Genomic DNA, 16,651 nt, shown 5'->3' on the forward strand with positions numbered 1-16,651 from the left:
CAATGAGAAAAATCTACTTGCTATGCAGCGTATTCGCTGTATGTTTAACGATGCTTACATATACAGAAACAGAAGCAAAAGCGGCCAAAATCGTACTCGGCTATACAACAGGGGAAGCAGCTTCCTATCAATCGCTGACGGCATACCATCACTATATCAATGCCGCAGCTCTCGACACCTACGCGTTTAATCAAAAAGGAGATATCATCGGAGACACTCCGAAAAAACAATTATCGTTTGCAAAGAAGAAACGCCTCAAGACGTGGGCGGTCATTTCAAACTACAACGAATCCATTCACGATTTTGACGGGAATCTGGCATCAACGGTCATGTCCGGCAAAACGGCGCGGCAGCACTTTACAGAACAGCTTATTACGCTTGCGAAGAAGCAGTCGTTTACCGGAATTAATATTGATTTTGAAGCTGTAAAGCCGAACGAGAGAGCTAAATACTCAAGCTTCATCCGTCATGTCGCAGCCGCTTTGAAAAAACACAAGATCAAAACGATGGTTTCGGTACCGGCGAAGAGTGCAGATGACCGAAAAGATGGATGGAGCTGGCCGTATGATTATGCGGAAATCGGAAAATCAGCTGACTATGTTCAAGTCATGACCTACGATGAACACGGGATCTGGAGCGAGCCGGGCTCTGTTGCCGGAATGAACTGGGTCAAAAGCTCATTAGCATATGCGGTAAAAACGATCAAAGCCGAAAAAGTCATTATGGGCATCCCCTCATACGGGAATGATTGGGATTTAACATCCCGAAAGAACAGCAAATTGAAGCAGTGGAACGACGTGAAGGCGCTTAAGAAAAAAGTGAAGGCTAAGCCTGTATATGATAAAAGATCGGGGTCGATGAGATTTTCTTATACAGATCAACACAAACACCGCCATGTCGTTTGGTATGAAGATGAAAAAACGATTGCGGCGAAAAGCCGCCTGGCCATGCGATATAAAATCGCAGGAGTTTCCGTCTACTCGATGGGACATGAATCGGCCTCTTTTTGGCAGGCGGTGCGGAAGGGAATAAAATAAAGGCTCCAATTCGGAGCCTTCTTTTTCATTTATTCTCATGTCAGCTTTTCATATTGATTTCTTTCCGATACAAAACATAGGAATAAATATAGGGCGCGAAAACCGTTGCTAAAATAACCGGAAGCATGATTTCTGGGCTGATAGATAACAATCCGTCCGCAATGATCAGCAGTCCTGCTAAAGTAAATACTTTCGCCGCAAATCTGTGGGTTTTTTTCCAGATTGAATCGCTGCTCAATGTCCAAGGGTTTTTGATCCCGAAAAAAAAGTTTGAGCGGATTCTCGGGAGGTAATTGCCTATGACAATGAGTAGAGCGCCTACTAGAACCGGTACAATGCTGCCAGCGGGCAGATCATACCCGAGCCCTGTCATGATTACAAGCACGTTGATCAGGGAAAATAGAATCAGCATGGCATTGATGAGAAGGTAATAAGTCTTTGAAAAAAGCTGATAGTTTTTTCTGCGCGGATCGATTTTTGGCGTTAAGAACATCAACACATACACAAAAACGAGCAGCCCGGTCATGATAAGCATTGCTTCCATTTTTGAAGCATAACTGTCGACTTCTCCCGAAAATGACCAATGAATTGGAACTTGATCGGAAATGTGCGGATAAGCGATGGCCCACATGATTAGATTTATGGCGATTATAGCGAGTGAAAAGATGTGTTTTCTCATTTGGCATCCCCTTTATCTTTGCCGGCTTGCTCAGTAAAACTGAAAGCCCAGCCGATGATTTCTTGAAATATTGTGGTGTTCAGCGAGTAAATGATGTATTGGCCTTTTTTTTCATCTTGAATTAATTCAGCCTGTTTTAAAATCTTTAAATGCTGAGATATACTTGGTTTAGACATTTGAAACTGGTCAGATATTTCACCGGCGGTCATATCCCGATCCTTCAGCAGATTTAAAATTTTTCTTCTCGTCGGGTCAGCTAGAGCCTTAAAGGTTTGGTTCATATTCAGCATCCTTGGAATTTAGTATTTAGCTATTTAACTAAATACTAAAATAAAAGAGGAATTTAGTCAAGATTCGTTTGAAAAATCCGCCATCTCCGGCGGATTTTTCAATAGCTGATATTAAACTTGTGGAATCCGTCAATCTCTTTTGTTTCTTCGACATTCACGTCCGTTACTTTTGAGAAGGGACTTCCTTTTTGAATCGCTTTTAAAAATGGCTTCAGGCTTTCCTCGGGTCCTTCGGCGCGGATTTCAACTGTGCCGTTGTCGCGGTTCCGGACCCAGCCGGTCAATTTGTGCTTATCTGCTTCCATTTGAACAAAATAGCGAAATCCCACGCCCTGAACGCGTCCGTCTACAATGATTCTGTATTGAAGCATCGAGAACACTCCTTTTCTTTTATGCTACCATATTTCTCATTTTGAGATCATGGGATAGACATACTTCGGATAAATCGTTAAAATATGAAAATAAAGGAAGGGCGTGAGGTTTTGGAGCATCAGGAGTATGAAATTTTATCTATTCATGTAGGCCGTCCGCACACATACGAATTCGACGGAAAACAGGTGGAAACGGCAATCGTGAAGGAGCCTGTCGGCGGACCCGTATATTTGAGCCGTACGAATTTTGAAGGGGACGGGCAGGCGGATCTGATTCACCACGGAGGAGTGGATAAAGCGGTTTGCGTCTATCCGGCGGACCACTACATGTATTGGGAAAGCGTCTTGAAGCGGAAGCTGCCGGAGGCGGCATTTGGAGAAAACGTGACGGTTAAAGGGCTCACCGAAAAAGATGTGTGCATCGGTGATATCTTCAAGCTGGGGGAGGCTCTTGTTCAAGTCAGCCAGCCGCGCCAGCCTTGTTTCAAGCTTGCCAAACGGCTGAATCAAAAAGATATGGTGTTACTGGTGAGGGACACCGGGTTCAGCGGATTTTATTTCAGGGTTCTCGAAGAAGGAATCGTTGCGCCCGATTCCGGGCTGCAGCTCGTTTCAAGAGATGCGCATGAAGCCACAGTTTCGTACGCCAACCATTTGATGTACCATGACAGGGGCAATCACCCCGCCATTCGGAAGATCCTTGAGGTTGAAGCGCTGTCGGAAAGCTGGAGAAGCTCATTTTTAAAGGAGCTGAGCGCATAAAAACAAGCCGTGTCCGAAAAGGAGCACGGCTTTAACATGTTTATTTTTTGACGCTTTCAAGCAGGTTGGCCAAAAAGTGTTTTTTATAGCTTTGAAGCTTTCTTCCTTCATACTTTGTCATTCCCAGCTTTTTCAGTTCTTCTACATACCAGCCTTTGCTTCCGTAATGCATGGCAGAAAACTCCCTTCTATAATTCGATGCAATTGGCATTCTAACATCTATAGAAAAACACTGAAAAGGGATAGGCGGCAATTTTTAAAAACTGAGTCTTTCGTCGTAGTTTGGAAGTTTGAGGAAGGCTTCAGCCGTGTGTCAAACTGGTGACGATCATCACAATGATCGAGATGCTGAGGACGATTCCGATATATTTTAAGAAGCCGTTCTTTTTTTTATGAGCATATACGATTAACAGGATGCTCTCGATGAAAAAGATCAGCCCGATGATGGCAAACAGCATGCGGTAAAGCTCCTTTCGGCACAGTTTGTCTTTTATTTTAGCATAAAAGCCCGGACTTCTATGAGCCGGGCTTTTTCACGTAATCAGTCAAGCTGTGTTAAAATGATCGGTTCGTTTTTCGTAATGACGATTGTATGCTCGATCTGTGCCACAAAGCTGCCGTCAGGCGTTTTGAATGTCCAGCCGTCTCCGGCTTCGATGGTATGCTCGGCTTTTGTGGAAACAAACGGCTCAAGGGCGATGACGGTTCCGTTTTTAAAGAGCGCATTATCAAACGGGTCATAGTAATTTAAGATATGGTTGGGCGCTTCATGGAGGTTCTTTCCAATCCCGTGTCCCGTCAGGTTTTTAATGACGGTAAATCCGTTTGCTTTTGCTTCATTGTATACGGCTCTGCCGATTTGGTTTTGTTTCTTGCCGGCGCGCGCCTGCAAAAGTCCCTTTTGAAATGCGCTTTCCGCGCTTTGGCAAAGCTTGTGCAGCGTTTCATCGCCTTTTCCGAGTACAAATGAAATGCCAGTATCAGAATAGTAGCCGCCAAATTCAGCGGAGATGTCGATGTTGATCAAATCCCCTTCTTTTAAAATCGTGGATTCGCTTGGGATGCCGTGGGCGACTTCATCGTTCACACTGATGCACGTCGTTCCTGGGAAATCGTATTCTTTTTCCGGAGCCGATGCGGCGCCATGAGCCTCAAGCACTTCTTTACCGATGAGGTCCAGCTCTTTTGTGCTCATGCCGGGTGCTGCTTTTGCCTTCATTTCCTCCCTGGCTAAAGCGACGATTCTGCCTATTTTCTTGAGCCCTTCCAGCTCTTGGTCATTTGTTACAATCACAATTCATTCCCGCTTTCTTTTTTTATATTCCATTTCAAGCTTACCATATCTGCTTGCGAAAAAGGAACAGCGCGGCTTCAAGACAAAAAAAGCACCCGCTTATAAATAAGCGGGTGCTGTCTGTTTATTGTCCGGAATCTGATTTCGTAGTTTGCGCCGCATCAGATTCTGATGTTTTCGGATTGTGGTTGGTGTAGTCGTAGTCGCTCGGGTTGATCGCTTTAAAGCCTTTCGGTTTATAAAAGCGCAGCAAATCTCCGTCGACGATTTTATCCGACATGTCGAGTTCTTTTTTCACGGACTCATCGATGTTCGGATCGATGTCTTTTTCGTTCAGAAGCTCTCCTGTTTTCGTGTCGTAGTAGTTTCCGTTCGTTTTCGTATATTCCGGAGAAACGAAATCGCCGTTGCGGAACGGAATAATTTCACGGTGTTCCGGTGACAGAAGGTCTGAACCGCTCATCAGGTAATCTTTCGTATTCACGCCCATCAAATGAAGCAGGGTAGGGGCTACATCGACTTCGCCGCCGTATTTATTGGATTTGATTCCCTTGACCCCAGGCGCGTGGATGAACAGCGGAACCCTTTGCAATTGGGCATTTTCATACGGTGTGATGTCTTTGCCCAATACTTTGGCCATCGCTTTGTTGTGATTTTCCGAAATACCGTAGTGGTCTCCGTACATGACGACAATCGTATTATCATACAGTCCGGATTTTTTCAGATCGTTGAAAAATTGTTCAATGGCCTGATCCATGTAGTTGGCCGACTGGAAATAATGGTCAACGACGCTGTCGCCGGTATCGCCGGCAGGGAAGTCTGTATCGCCTTCATCCATCTCGAACGGAAAATGGTTCGAAAGGGTGATAAACTTCGTATAGAACGGCTGTTTCAGGCTTTTCAACAGCGGCATTGATTCTTCAAAGAACGGTTTATCTTTCAATCCATAGTTTTTCGTTTTATCTTCGCTCATATCGTAATACGTAGCGTCAAAGAATTTGTCATAACCGATGGCTTTATACATTTCATTGCGGTTCCAGAACGTTTTGTAGTTGCCGTGGAATGCCGCTGATGTATAGCCTTGAGACTTCAAAATGGCCGGAGCCGACTGCAGCGTGTTTTGCGCTTTATTAATGAACACTGACCCTTGTGATAAAGGATACAGCGAGTTGTCCATCATAAATTCCGCGTCAGACGTTTTACCTTGTCCTGTTTGGTGGAAAAAGTTATCAAAATAAAACGTTTCATTGTCATGCGCCAGTGAATTTAAGAACGGCGTGACTTCCTTGCCGTCGATCTTATAGTCGATCGCGAACGTCTGAAGTGATTCCAGTGAAATGTAAACCACGTTCATGCCTTTCGCTTTTCCGAAGTATTCGGCATTCGGCTTATCATGATTGGCTTTAATATAGTTCTCTACTTCCGTCACGTCGCTGGAGCTTGCCAGTGCGCGCTGGCTGTTTGACTTGATATTCTGCACCGCATCATAGATTGTGAAGTTGTAGGTCCCCAAATATTTCACAAGGTAGTTGCGGTCAAAAGAACGGGTCAGAAGCTCCGGACGATCAATCTCGGCAACGGCCAGGTTGACGAGGAAGACAAGGATGCTTGTTCCCATCACAATTTTAAACGGGCGCTTCGTTGTTGTTTCAGAAGGTCTGTTATAGAAAACAGCCAGCCCGATTAAAATAAAGGTATCGATGAAATACAAAACATCAAGCGGGTGCATGAGCGAGAAGATGCTGTCACCGAGCTGCCCCCCGTTTGTTTTTGCCTGCATGATCGTAGGCAGCGTGATAAAGTCGCTGAAAAATCTGTAGTATACGACGTTTGCATATAGCAAAAAAGACATTAAAAAATGAATCACTATAATCGCTGTCTGCTGTATTTTTTTCTTGAACAAGAGTCCTAATCCAAGAAAGAACAAGCTTGAGCTAATCGGATTCACAAAAAGCAAAATCTGTTGTACTGTGTTGGTTATTCCTAAATTAAATTCAATTACATACGCAGCATAAGTTTTCAGCCATAGCAATATGGCGGCTATCAGGAAGAAGGCAAGACCTCTTTCCTTAATAAATCTTTTCAATTGTTACACTCCTTTTTTCCGGATCAGTAAAAAACCATCGGAACGAAAGAAAAAAACGAATGTATAAAATATACCATGAAATACCGATTTAGAAAAGCGGAAATCAACCTTGTGAAAAGAAGCGCAAAACCCCTGGTAAATCAGGGTTTTACAGTTTTCTGAAAAACATTTGGGAATATTTTACGCTTGTCTTGCATTGGCGGGAACGCATCTTTATGGCAGACTGTTGTTAGTATATGAACGAAAGGGGAGGATGTAGACCATGGATTTTTTGAGCATTGTTTCAGAAGATAAGATTAAGCGGGCCATTAAGGACGGCGAATTCGAAGGGCTTCCGGGAATGGGGAAACCCTTGAAAAAAGACGATGCCGCCCATGTTCCAGAGCATCTCCGCATGGCTTACCGGGTGATGAAAAACGCCGGAATGACGGGGGACGAAGGGGCTTTGAAGAAAGAGCTGATGACAATTGACGACTTAATCGCAAAGTGCGCGGATGAAGACGAGCGCGATCGTTTAATTGAGAGAAAAACAGAAACGCGGCTCAGGCTCGACAGGCTCGCCGATAAAAAAGGCATGTTTTCCAAACCTGCCTCAGCGTTTTATAAAGAAAAAGTGTACCGAAGGCTCAGCGGGAAATAAAAAAGCACTGAGCAGGTTTATTTCTGTCCTATAGTGGTATTGACCCATAAACGAATAAAAGGGTGATAGGATGGAACGATTGTTGAACTGGGTTGAATACATATCAGATTGGCTTTGGGGGCCGCCGCTCATCATACTGCTGACAGGAACGGGAGTCTATTTAACGATCCTGCTGAAATTTTTTCAATTTCGCTATCCTCTCTATATCTTTAAGCAGACGATCGGAAGCGTCGGCAAAAAGCCGAAAGGAGAAGGGACGGTTACACCGTTGCAAGCTTTGACATCGGCTCTCAGCTCAACAGTCGGCGCCGCCAATATCGTCGGTGTGCCTGCGGCGATCATGTTCGGTGGTCCGGGAGCCGTGTTTTGGATGTGGCTGGTCGCTCTGTTTGCCATGGCGATCAAGTTTTCGGAAAGCGTCCTCGCCGTCCACTACAGAGAAAAAAACGAAGAAGGTGAATATGTCGGGGGGCCGATGTATTACATTACAAAAGGACTCTCTATGAAATGGCTCGGCGTCTTTTTTTCGGTCGCGCTGATGATCGAGCTCGTTCCGAGCATCATGGTGCAGGGAAATTCGGTTTCCGCATCATTAGCTGAGTCGTTTTCATTCAATCGTTTATACACCGGAATCGGGATTGCTTTTTTGATCGGTTTAGTGGTGATCGGAGGGATTAAACGGATTGGAAAAGTGACAGAGCTTGCGGTTCCGCTTATGGCAGGGGCGTACATCGGGGCCGGTTTCCTGATTGTCGTCATGAACCTTTCTTCTGTACCCGCATTTTTCTCTCTCATCTTTTCGAATGCGTTTACATCTTCTTCGGCATTCGGCGGCTTTGCAGGTGCGGCGGTTGCTGAAACCGTTCGCTGGGGATTTGCACGTGGACTTTATTCCAACGAAGCCGGGATGGGGACGGCGCCGATTGCGCATGCGGCGGCGATGACCGACCACCCTGTGAGACAGGGATTCTGGGCGGTGATCGGCATTGTGGTCGATACGCTGCTGATATGCACGACCACAGCCTTCGTTGTGCTCGCATCAGGCGTTTGGACCGCTGAAAATGCTGCGAGCAATCCAGGGGCACTGGCGGCAGCCGCATTCCGCAGCTATTTCGGCCCTGTGGGCGGATACTTCGTCTCCGTCTCGCTCGTTTTCTTTGTCTTATCAACGATCACAGTGGTCATTTTTTACGGAGTAAAACAAGCTGAATTTCTGTTCGGACGGCTCGCGGGGCATATGATTAAATTCGTCTATCTGGGCGCCGTCATCATCGGGGCTGCCGGAGGAGCAAAGGCAATATGGGGATTCCTTGATCTTGCGCTCGTTTTCATTCTTATTCCGAATATTTTGGCGGTGCTGCTCTTGAGCAAAAAAGTAAGGTCTTTATATGATGAGTTTTTTACATCAGAAAAGTATTATTTGAAAGACATCGGTCAGCAGGACTGCGCAGATGAACGTGATGAAAAAGTGAACAATTTATGATCTCAGCCGGTTGTTCCCGGCGTATAAATCGGAGGAAGCCTTGCTGTCCTTCGTTTTATGAAGGGAACGGCCGGGCTTTTTTTATTTTTGAAAGCGCTATAAAAATATGTTGACTACTTGTATATACAAGAATACAATATAGGTATAACATGTATATACAAGTTATAAGAGGAGAAGGAGGGATTGGAATGACTGATTTAAATCAATCAGCGCGACGGATTGTCGATGCTGTCGGCGGTGCGGACAACATTGCAGCGGTAACCCATTGTGTGACGCGTCTGCGATTTGCACTGCTCGATGAAAGCAAAGTCAATCAAGAGGTGTTGGAGCAAATAGATGTTGTCAAAGGATCGTTTTCAACGAACGGCCAATTCCAAGTGGTGATCGGCCAAGGAACGGTCAACAATGTATACGCGGAGCTGGTGAAGGCCACAGGAATCGGCGAATCGTCAAAAGATGACGTCAAGAAAGCCTCAGAGAAAAATATGAATCCTTTACAGCGTGCTGTGAAAACGCTTGCAGATATTTTTATTCCAATTTTACCGGCGATTGTCACCGCCGGACTGTTGATGGGAATCAACAATATCCTGACGGCTCAAGACATTATCTTCAGCGGAAAATCGATCGTTGAAGTCTATCCTGAATGGGCGGATCTCGCCAATATGATTAACTTGATTGCGGGAACGGCTTTCGCATTTCTCCCGGCATTAATCGGCTGGTCGGCCGTCAAGCGGTTTGGCGGAAATCCGCTGCTCGGCATCGTGCTGGGCGTCATGCTTGTGCATCCTGATTTGTTAAACGCTTGGGGATACGGGGCTGCCGAGCAAAGCGGAGAGATTCCTGTCTGGAATTTATTCGGTCTGGAAGTGCAGAAGGTCGGCTATCAGGGGCAGGTGCTTCCCATTTTGCTCGCATCTTATTTGCTTGCAAAAATTGAGCGCTTTTTGACAAAGCGGACGCCTGAGAGCATTCAGCTCCTTGTTGTGGCGCCGATTACGCTGCTTGTCACAGGTTTTGCTTCATTTATTGTCATTGGACCGATTACATTTGCCATCGGAAATGTCTTAACATCAGGCCTTATTGCTGTCTTTGAACAATTTGCCGTACTGGGCGGACTGTTATACGGCGGACTTTACGCCGCTCTCGTCATTACCGGAATGCATCATACATTCCTTGCCGTTGACCTTCAACTGATCGGATCAAAGCTCGGCGGAACATTTTTATGGCCGATGCTGGCGCTGTCCAATATCGCACAAGGTTCAGCCGCGCTTGCGATGATGTTTATTGTCAAAGATGAGAAGCAGAAAGGTCTGTCCTTGACATCCGGCATTTCAGCTTATCTTGGAATTACCGAACCGGCGCTGTTCGGGGTGAATCTCAGATACAGATTTCCGTTCGTGATCGCGATGATCAGCTCGGGGATTGCCGGAATGTTCATTTCCTCGCAAGGGGTTTTGGCAAGCTCTGTCGGCGTCGGCGGTGTACCCGGAATTTTCTCTATCATGAGCCAATACTGGGGAGCGTTTGCAATCGGGATGGCGATTGTGCTGATCGCGCCGTTCGCCGGAACATACCTCTATGCAAAATTAAAAATGAAATAAGAGAGGGAGAGGGGCGCGCATATTTGTCAGCCCTTTTCCCATTTCATAAAGAAGAAAACGGTGGTGTTAAAAATGGAAACGAAAGAAAATCCATGGTGGAAAAAAGCAGTCGTCTATCAGATTTATCCGAAAAGCTTTAAAGATACAACAGGTAACGGTGTCGGCGACATTCGCGGCATCATCGAAAAGCTCGACTACATCAAGGAGCTCGCCTGTGATGTCATTTGGCTGACGCCGATTTATCAATCGCCGCAAAATGACAACGGCTATGACATCAGCGACTATTACAACATTCATGAAGAATATGGAACAATGGCCGACTTTGAAGAGCTTCTAGAAGAGGCTCACAAACGCGGCATAAAGGTGATCATGGATCTTGTCGTCAACCATACATCAACAGAGCACAAATGGTTTAAAGAAGCAGCGTCCGGAAAAGAAAATCCGTATCGCGACTTTTATATTTGGAAGGACATGAAGCCGGACGGTGCCCCGCCGACAAACTGGGAATCGAAGTTCGGCGGTTCGGCGTGGGAGTTTCATGAAGAGACCGGACAGTATTATCTCCATCTCTATGATGTGACACAGGCGGATTTGAATTGGGAGAACGATGAACTCAGAAAAAAAGTGTACGAGATGATGCATTTCTGGTTTGAAAAAGGAATCGACGGCTTCAGACTTGATGTCATCAATGTCATCTCAAAAGACCAGCGTTTCCCTGATGATGACGAGGGGGACGGGCGCAGATTTTATACGGACGGGCCGAGGGTTCACGAGTTTTTGAATGAAATGAACAGGGAGGTCTTTTCAAAATACGACAGCATGACGGTCGGGGAAATGTCATCGACGACAATCGCAGATTGCATCCGGTATACAAACCCTGAAAGCCGGGAGCTCGATATGGTGTTTAACTTTCACCATTTAAAGGCCGACTATCCAAACGGGGAAAAATGGGCGCTGGCGGATTTTGATTTTCTAAAGCTGAAGAAGATTCTTTCTGAATGGCAGACTGAAATGCATAAAGGAGGCGGGTGGAACGCATTGTTCTGGTGCAACCACGACCAGCCGCGGATCGTCTCACGCTACGGAGACGACGGAAAATACCGCATAAAATCTGCGAAAATGCTGGCAACCGCAATTCATATGCTTCAGGGAACGCCATACATTTACCAGGGAGAAGAGCTCGGAATGACCAACCCGAAATTCGATGACATCTCTCTTTATCGGGATGTCGAATCTCTCAATATGTACCGTCTGCTGAAAGAAGCAGGAAAGCCGGAAGCCGAAATCATCGAAATCCTGAAAGCGAAGTCCCGTGATAATTCAAGGACGCCGGTGCAGTGGAACGGAGAAAAAAATGCCGGGTTTACGACGGGGACACCGTGGATTTCGGTGCCTGCCAACTACAAAGAAATCAACGCAGAAAAAGCGCTCAGCGATCCTGACTCGATTTTCTACCATTATAAAAAGCTGAATAAGCTCCGCAAGGAATTCGATATCATCACAACCGGAGATTATCAGCTGATTCTGGAAGACGATCAAGCACTTTATGCGTATTTGAGAAACGGAGCGGATGAAAAACTGCTGGTGATCAATAATTTTTACGGGAAAGAGACCGAGTTTCAGCTCCCTGATGATATTGATATTGACGGCTATGATGCCAAGGTTCTCATTTCCAATGACACCGATCTTCCCGAGTCATTTACACGCTTTAAAGTGAAACCGTATCAATCGATTGTTTATCATCTCGCCAAACCATGCTAAACTAAGCGTGGTGGTAAAAAAATGAAGATCAACAAGTATATGATGATTTACAAACAAATTGCAGAACAAATCGATCAAAGCATACTGAATGCCGGAGATATCCTGCCGTCTGAAAACGACCTTGCCGAACAGCACGACACCTCGAGGGAAACGGTTCGGAAAGCGCTGAATGTGCTTGCCCAGAACGGATATATTCAAAAGATCAAAGGAAAAGGGTCAGTCGTGCTGCACAGGGAGAAAATGCAGTTCCCGGTTTCCGGTTTGGTCAGCTTTAAGGAACTTTCAGAAACGCTTGGCAAAGAGACAAGCACGACGGTCCACGAGTTCGGCTTGACGCATCCGGATGCATATATTCAAAAGCAGCTTCGCACTTCTGGAGATGAAGAGGTATGGCGGGTCGTCAGATCGCGGAATATTAACGGAGAGCGCATCATCCTGGATAAAGACTATTTTATCCGCAAGCATGTGCCGCTCTTGACGAAAGAAATATGCGAGGACTCGATCTACCAATACCTTGAAGGTGAATGCGGGCTCGTCATCAGCTATGCCCATAAGGAAATTGTGGTCGAGCCATGTACGGCTGAGGATCAAGAATATTTGGATTTGAACGGATACGAACACATTGTGGTTGTGAAGAATTTTGTTTTCCTTGATGATACAACCTTGTTTCAATATACGGAAAGCAGACACCGCTTGGATAAATTCCGTTTTGTCGATTTTGCAAGAAGAGAAAAGTAGCACGGTGCGCCTGACGGCGGCCGTGTTTTTTTATGCAGCCGTTTCTCATCACGTCCGCATTGAATATGCTACAGCAGGTGTAAATGAGAAATGGAGGATGTATCAATGATTCATGAAACCGTAAAGATCGGAAAGAACGTAGTATTGGGAGAGCAGGCTGTCATTGAAGAAAATGTGGTCATCGGGGACAACGTAACAATCGGTCATCATGCCATTATTAAAAAGGATACTCAGATCGGCAGCGGGGTGAAAATCGGCGATTTGGCCGTCCTTGGCAAAGCGGCTTCTTCAAATAAAAAAATGGCCCGCCAGCCGAAGCAGGCGGGAGCGCCTTTGCGGATAGAAGATGATGCCGTAGTCGGTGCGAGTGCTGTTATATACCGGGACGTGCTGTTGGAAAAAGGCGTTTTTGTGGGAGACATGGCGAGCATTCGCGAAAATGTTGCGATCGGAAGAGAAAGCATTATAGGACGCAACGCGATGGTTGAAAACAATACTAAAATTGGAAAGAGAGTGACGATTCAAACGGGCTGTTATATCACCGCTGATATGACGATCGAAGATGAAGTGTTTATCGGTCCTTGCTGTTCCACATCAAATGATAAATATATGGGAATGGGAAACTACCCGTATCAAGGTCCAACTATTAAAAGAGGAGCGAAAATCGGAAACAACGCAACATTGCTGCCGGCGGTCGTCATCGGGGAGCATGCGGTCATCGGAGCGGGCGCCGTCATCACAAAAGATGTTCCCGCAGGCAAAACGGCTGTGGGCAATCCAGGCCGGTTGCTGAAATGACGGTTTTTCAATCTTAGCCGTGTTAAATAATGTGACTGATGGCGGAACAGCCACTTCATATATTGCTCAATTTGTTCCGGCAAGAGGGGGTGAAGGGAAAGAGTTTATAGAAACGGAACTTTATTTCAAATCAGAATATTCAATAGAAGTCTCGCAGCGGATGGTACACAAAGATTTCCATTGGCTAGTAAAATTGTTGATACAGCTCCGCAGCAGCATTAATAGAGATTTAAATCTATTCGGTTCCCTTTAAGGGAAGGGGAAAGCTAAATGGAGCTTTCCCCTTAAGTTTCATATTAAGTAAAAGGACGTTGTTGTTAAAATTAATATATTTTGCTTCTCTCAGATTTAGCTGCTATAAATGTGTTTTAATCATATGGAAAATAACGTGACCGAGCTTAGCAAGGAGACATAGTATATGTTAGCTTCATTCTCGAAAAGGGAATTGAAGCTAATCTAATGAAAGGGAGGTAAAATCCTAGATGTCGATCCAAAATTTGGTTGTAAACGGCAGCTTTGAAAACGGGGCACTTCCACCCTGGGTAGGCCAAAATGCAACCGTCACAACTCAATTTTCCCATTCAGGTTTTTGGTCGGCAAGATTACTGGGCGGGGCTGTTACTTCTTTTATTGCACAATTTGTTCCAGTAGATGCAGGAGAAGGTTTGGAATTTTTAGTTTCTCTAGCTAAAGAAGGTTTTCCTGCTCCATCGCCTCAGGTGCAAATTCAAGTGTCTTATTTTGATAGTTCATTTAATTTTCTAGGCCAAGGTCTCTTTTTAAATATCCCGTTCAACAGACTACCAATTGTTGAGAATAATACATGGCTTGAAGTCTATCAAACGACGACCCCAGCTCCAGCTGGCTCTACTATGGCTTTCATTTTGATTAATACTTTGCCGCAGGCAGGTACAGCGAATGTCATTGTAGATGATGTAGCACTATTAGATGTAGAAGGCGGAGGAACAGGTCCAACCGGCCCGACAGGTCCAACCGGCCCAACCGGCCCGACGGGAGCAACCGGCCCAACAGGTCCAACAGGCGCAACCGGAGCAACAGGCGCAACCGGAGCAACCGGCCCGACCGGAGCAACGGGAGCGACAGGCGCAACCGGAGCAACCGGCCCGACGGGAGCGACAGGAGCAACAGGCGCAACCGGTCCGACGGGAGCAACCGGCCCAACAGGAGCAACCGGAGCGACAGGCGCAACGGGAGCGACGGGAGCAACCGGAGCGACAGGCGCAACAGGTCCGACGGGAGCAACGGGAGCGACAGGAGCAACAGGTCCGACAGGAGCAACCGGAGCGACAGGCGCAACAGGTCCGACGGGAGCAACGGGAGCGACAGGCGCAACAGGTCCGACGGGAGCAACGGGAGCGACAGGAGCAACGGGAGCGACAGGCGCAACAGGTCCGACGGGAGCAACGGGAGCGACAGGAGCAACCGGCCCGACCGGAGCAACCGGAGCGACAGGCGCAACAGGTCCGACGGGAGCAACGGGAGCGACAGGAGCAACCGGAGCGACAGGCGCAACAGGTCCGACGGGAGCAACGGGAGCGACAGGAGCAACCGGCCCGACCGGAGCAACCGGAGCGACAGGCGCAACGGGAGCAACCGGTCCGACGGGAGCAACCGGCGCAACGGGAGCAACCGGCCCGACAGGTCCAACGGGAGCGACAGGCGCAACGGGAGCAACGGGAGCGACAGGCCCAACCGGTCCGACGGGAGCAACGGGCCCGACAGGTCCAACGGGAGCGACAGGAGCAACGGGAGCGACAGGCCCAACAGGTCCGACCGGAGCGACAGGCGCAACAGGTCCGACGGGAGCAACGGGAGCGACAGGAGCAACCGGCCCGACAGGAGCAACGGGAGCAACCGGTCCGACGGGAGCAACGGGAGCGACAGGCCCAACAGGTCCGACGGGAGCGACAGGCGCAACCGGAGCGACAGGCGCAACAGGTCCGACGGGAGCGACAGGCGCAACCGGCCCAACGGGAGCAACGGGAGCGACAGGAGCAACCGGTCCGACGGGAGCAACCGGCCCGACAGGCGCAACGGGAGCGACAGGAGCAACCGGAGCGACAGGAGCAACCGGTCCGACAGGAGCAACAGGTCCAACAGGAGCAACGGGAGCGACAGGCCCAACAGGTCCGACGGGAGCAACTGGCCCGACAGGAGCAACCGGGGCAACCGGAGCAACGGGAGCGACAGGCGCAACCGGAGCGACAGGCGCAACAGGTCCGACGGGAGCGACAGGAGCAACCGGCCCAACGGGAGCAACGGGAGCGACAGGAGCAACCGGTCCGACGGGAGCAACCGGTCCGACGGGAGCAACCGGTCCGACGGGAGCAACCGGCCCGACAGGCGCAACGGGAGCGACAGGAGCAACCGGAGCGACAGGAGCAACCGGTCCGACAGGAGCAACAGGTCCAACAGGAGCAACGGGAGCGACAGGCGCAACAGGTCCGACGGGAGCAACTGGCCCGACAGGAGCAACCGGGGCAACCGGAGCAACGGGAGCGACAGGAGCAACCGGCCCGACAGGTGCAACGGGAGCAACCGGTCCGACGGGAGCAACGGGAGCAACCGGCCCGACGGGAGCAACCGGTCCGACGGGAGCAACCGGGGCAACCGGAGCAACGGGAGCAACCGGCCCGACGGGAGCAACCGGTCCAACCGGAGCAACTGGAGCGACAGGCGCAACCGGTCCAACAGGTCCAACCGGAGCGACAGGTCCAACAGGTCCAACCGGCCCAACCGGTCCGACGGGAGCAACCGGGGCAACCGGAGCAACGGGAGCGACAGGTCCAACTGGCCCGACAGGTCCAACTGGCCCAACAGGTCCAACTGGCCCAACAGGTCCAACTGGCCCGACAGGTCCAACTGGCCCGACAGGTCCAACTGGCCCGACGGGTCCAACTGGCCCGACAGGTCCAACAGGTCCAACCGGCCCAACAGGTCCAACCGGCGCTTAATATTTAACGACTATTAGCAAATATTTTCCGTTTGTTTTTCCGGAACTTCGCTGGAATGCTATGCGAATGATTCAGGGGGCAGTAAACCTATGGTTTACTGCCTTTTTTCTATTGCTTATTTCTAAGAATAAAAAAA

General features: G+C 48.2%; 16 protein-coding genes. 9 read left to right on the forward strand and 7 right to left on the reverse strand.

The annotated features are described in order from the left end of the window. Window positions 1-2 precede the first annotated feature (2 nt). Window positions 3-1,037, forward strand: a complete 1,035-nt coding sequence (locus M1D67_RS04150) for a glycosyl hydrolase family 18 protein (RefSeq protein WP_026578893.1) — start codon at window positions 3-5, stop codon at window positions 1,035-1,037. A 40-nt stretch (window positions 1,038-1,077) separates the two neighbouring features. Here the strand turns inward: M1D67_RS04150 and M1D67_RS04155 are convergent, their stop codons facing one another. The 3 genes from M1D67_RS04155 to M1D67_RS04165 form a co-directional block, all read right to left on the reverse strand. Then, window positions 1,078-1,716 (reverse strand): SdpI family protein, encoded by a 639-nt coding sequence (locus M1D67_RS04155; protein ID WP_020450535.1) that lies wholly within the window; start codon window positions 1,714-1,716, stop codon window positions 1,078-1,080. Beyond that, complete coding sequence (locus M1D67_RS04160) at window positions 1,713-1,997, reverse strand: autorepressor SdpR family transcription factor (protein ID WP_020450536.1); 285 nt, start codon at window positions 1,995-1,997, stop codon at window positions 1,713-1,715. The genes M1D67_RS04155 and M1D67_RS04160 overlap by 4 nt, the downstream gene beginning before the upstream one ends. Before the next feature lie 107 nt (window positions 1,998-2,104). Next, a complete protein-coding gene (locus M1D67_RS04165) occupies window positions 2,105-2,377 on the reverse strand; it encodes an acylphosphatase (RefSeq protein WP_020450537.1) in 273 nt (90 codons plus the stop codon). Window positions 2,378-2,488: 111 nt separating this feature from the next. Between M1D67_RS04165 and M1D67_RS04170 the strand changes: the two genes are divergently transcribed. Continuing rightward, window positions 2,489-3,139, forward strand: a complete 651-nt coding sequence (locus tag M1D67_RS04170; RefSeq protein ID WP_023855759.1) for an MOSC domain-containing protein — start codon at window positions 2,489-2,491, stop codon at window positions 3,137-3,139. A 40-nt stretch (window positions 3,140-3,179) separates the two neighbouring features. Here M1D67_RS04170 and M1D67_RS04175 read toward each other — a convergent pair whose 3' ends face one another. The 4 genes from M1D67_RS04175 to ltaS all read right to left on the reverse strand — a co-directional run bounded on the left by M1D67_RS04175 (window position 3,180) and on the right by ltaS (window position 6,519). Beyond that, window positions 3,180-3,311 carry a DUF2639 domain-containing protein gene (locus M1D67_RS04175; protein ID WP_003179731.1) on the reverse strand — a complete coding sequence of 44 codons (132 nt, stop codon included), beginning with the start codon at window positions 3,309-3,311 and terminating at the stop codon, window positions 3,180-3,182. Between the two features lie 130 nt (window positions 3,312-3,441). Beyond that, window positions 3,442-3,597, reverse strand: coding sequence for a hypothetical protein (locus tag M1D67_RS04180; protein ID WP_020450539.1), 156 nt, complete (start codon window positions 3,595-3,597; stop codon window positions 3,442-3,444). Between the two features lie 83 nt (window positions 3,598-3,680). After that, the gene (gene map, locus M1D67_RS04185) at window positions 3,681-4,433 is read right to left on the reverse strand and encodes a type I methionyl aminopeptidase (RefSeq protein WP_020450540.1); all 753 of its coding nucleotides are present in this window, start codon (window positions 4,431-4,433) and stop codon (window positions 3,681-3,683) included. Between the two features lie 124 nt (window positions 4,434-4,557). Continuing rightward, complete coding sequence (ltaS, locus tag M1D67_RS04190) at window positions 4,558-6,519, reverse strand: lipoteichoic acid synthase (RefSeq protein ID WP_479831617.1); 1,962 nt, start codon at window positions 6,517-6,519, stop codon at window positions 4,558-4,560. A gap of 262 nt (window positions 6,520-6,781) precedes the next feature. Here ltaS and M1D67_RS04195 point away from each other — a divergent pair, with 262 nt between their 5' ends. The 7 genes from M1D67_RS04195 (at window position 6,782) to M1D67_RS04225 (ending at window position 16,515) form a co-directional block, all read left to right on the forward strand. Then, window positions 6,782-7,159 carry a DnaJ family domain-containing protein gene (locus M1D67_RS04195; RefSeq protein ID WP_479831618.1) on the forward strand — a complete coding sequence of 126 codons (378 nt, stop codon included), beginning with the start codon at window positions 6,782-6,784 and terminating at the stop codon, window positions 7,157-7,159. A gap of 70 nt (window positions 7,160-7,229) precedes the next feature. Then, the gene (locus M1D67_RS04200) at window positions 7,230-8,642 is read left to right on the forward strand and encodes an alanine/glycine:cation symporter family protein (RefSeq protein ID WP_020450543.1); all 1,413 of its coding nucleotides are present in this window, start codon (window positions 7,230-7,232) and stop codon (window positions 8,640-8,642) included. A gap of 188 nt (window positions 8,643-8,830) precedes the next feature. Then, window positions 8,831-10,243 carry a PTS system trehalose-specific EIIBC component gene (treP, locus tag M1D67_RS04205; RefSeq protein WP_479831619.1) on the forward strand — a complete coding sequence of 471 codons (1,413 nt, stop codon included), beginning with the start codon at window positions 8,831-8,833 and terminating at the stop codon, window positions 10,241-10,243. A gap of 72 nt (window positions 10,244-10,315) precedes the next feature. Beyond that, the gene (treC, locus tag M1D67_RS04210; RefSeq protein ID WP_479831620.1) at window positions 10,316-12,004 is read left to right on the forward strand and encodes an alpha,alpha-phosphotrehalase; all 1,689 of its coding nucleotides are present in this window, start codon (window positions 10,316-10,318) and stop codon (window positions 12,002-12,004) included. 21 nt (window positions 12,005-12,025) lie between these two features. Next, complete coding sequence (gene treR / locus M1D67_RS04215; protein ID WP_020450546.1) at window positions 12,026-12,742, forward strand: trehalose operon repressor; 717 nt, start codon at window positions 12,026-12,028, stop codon at window positions 12,740-12,742. Between the two features lie 105 nt (window positions 12,743-12,847). Next, complete coding sequence (locus M1D67_RS04220; RefSeq protein ID WP_023855753.1) at window positions 12,848-13,540, forward strand: N-acetyltransferase; 693 nt, start codon at window positions 12,848-12,850, stop codon at window positions 13,538-13,540. Between the two features lie 482 nt (window positions 13,541-14,022). Next, on the forward strand, window positions 14,023-16,515 hold the full coding sequence (locus tag M1D67_RS04225; RefSeq protein ID WP_479831621.1) for an NTTRR-F1 domain: 2,493 nt from the start codon (window positions 14,023-14,025) through the stop codon (window positions 16,513-16,515). Window positions 16,516-16,651 lie beyond the last annotated feature (136 nt).

It is taken from the genome of Bacillus sp. PK6-025 (genome assembly GCF_056530265.1).

Excerpts from the sequence above, each read along its gene's own strand:
- M1D67_RS04150 (WP_026578893.1), top strand. The coding sequence starts at position 3 with ATGAGAAAAATCTACTTGCTATGCAGCGTATTCGCTGTATGTTTAACG.
- M1D67_RS04155 (WP_020450535.1), bottom strand. The coding sequence starts at position 1,716 with ATGAGAAAACACATCTTTTCACTCGCTATAATCGCCATAAATCTAATC.
- M1D67_RS04160 (WP_020450536.1), bottom strand. The coding sequence starts at position 1,997 with ATGAACCAAACCTTTAAGGCTCTAGCTGACCCGACGAGAAGAAAAATT.
- M1D67_RS04165 (WP_020450537.1), bottom strand. The coding sequence starts at position 2,377 with ATGCTTCAATACAGAATCATTGTAGACGGACGCGTTCAGGGCGTGGGA.
- M1D67_RS04175 (WP_003179731.1), bottom strand. The coding sequence starts at position 3,311 with ATGCATTACGGAAGCAAAGGCTGGTATGTAGAAGAACTGAAAAAGCTG.
- M1D67_RS04180 (WP_020450539.1), bottom strand. The coding sequence starts at position 3,597 with ATGCTGTTTGCCATCATCGGGCTGATCTTTTTCATCGAGAGCATCCTG.
- M1D67_RS04195 (WP_479831618.1), top strand. The coding sequence starts at position 6,782 with ATGGATTTTTTGAGCATTGTTTCAGAAGATAAGATTAAGCGGGCCATT.
- M1D67_RS04200 (WP_020450543.1), top strand. The coding sequence starts at position 7,230 with ATGGAACGATTGTTGAACTGGGTTGAATACATATCAGATTGGCTTTGG.
- treP (WP_479831619.1), top strand. The coding sequence starts at position 8,831 with ATGACTGATTTAAATCAATCAGCGCGACGGATTGTCGATGCTGTCGGC.
- treC (WP_479831620.1), top strand. The coding sequence starts at position 10,316 with ATGGAAACGAAAGAAAATCCATGGTGGAAAAAAGCAGTCGTCTATCAG.
- treR (WP_020450546.1), top strand. The coding sequence starts at position 12,026 with ATGAAGATCAACAAGTATATGATGATTTACAAACAAATTGCAGAACAA.
- M1D67_RS04220 (WP_023855753.1), top strand. The coding sequence starts at position 12,848 with ATGATTCATGAAACCGTAAAGATCGGAAAGAACGTAGTATTGGGAGAG.
- M1D67_RS04225 (WP_479831621.1), top strand. The coding sequence starts at position 14,023 with ATGTCGATCCAAAATTTGGTTGTAAACGGCAGCTTTGAAAACGGGGCA.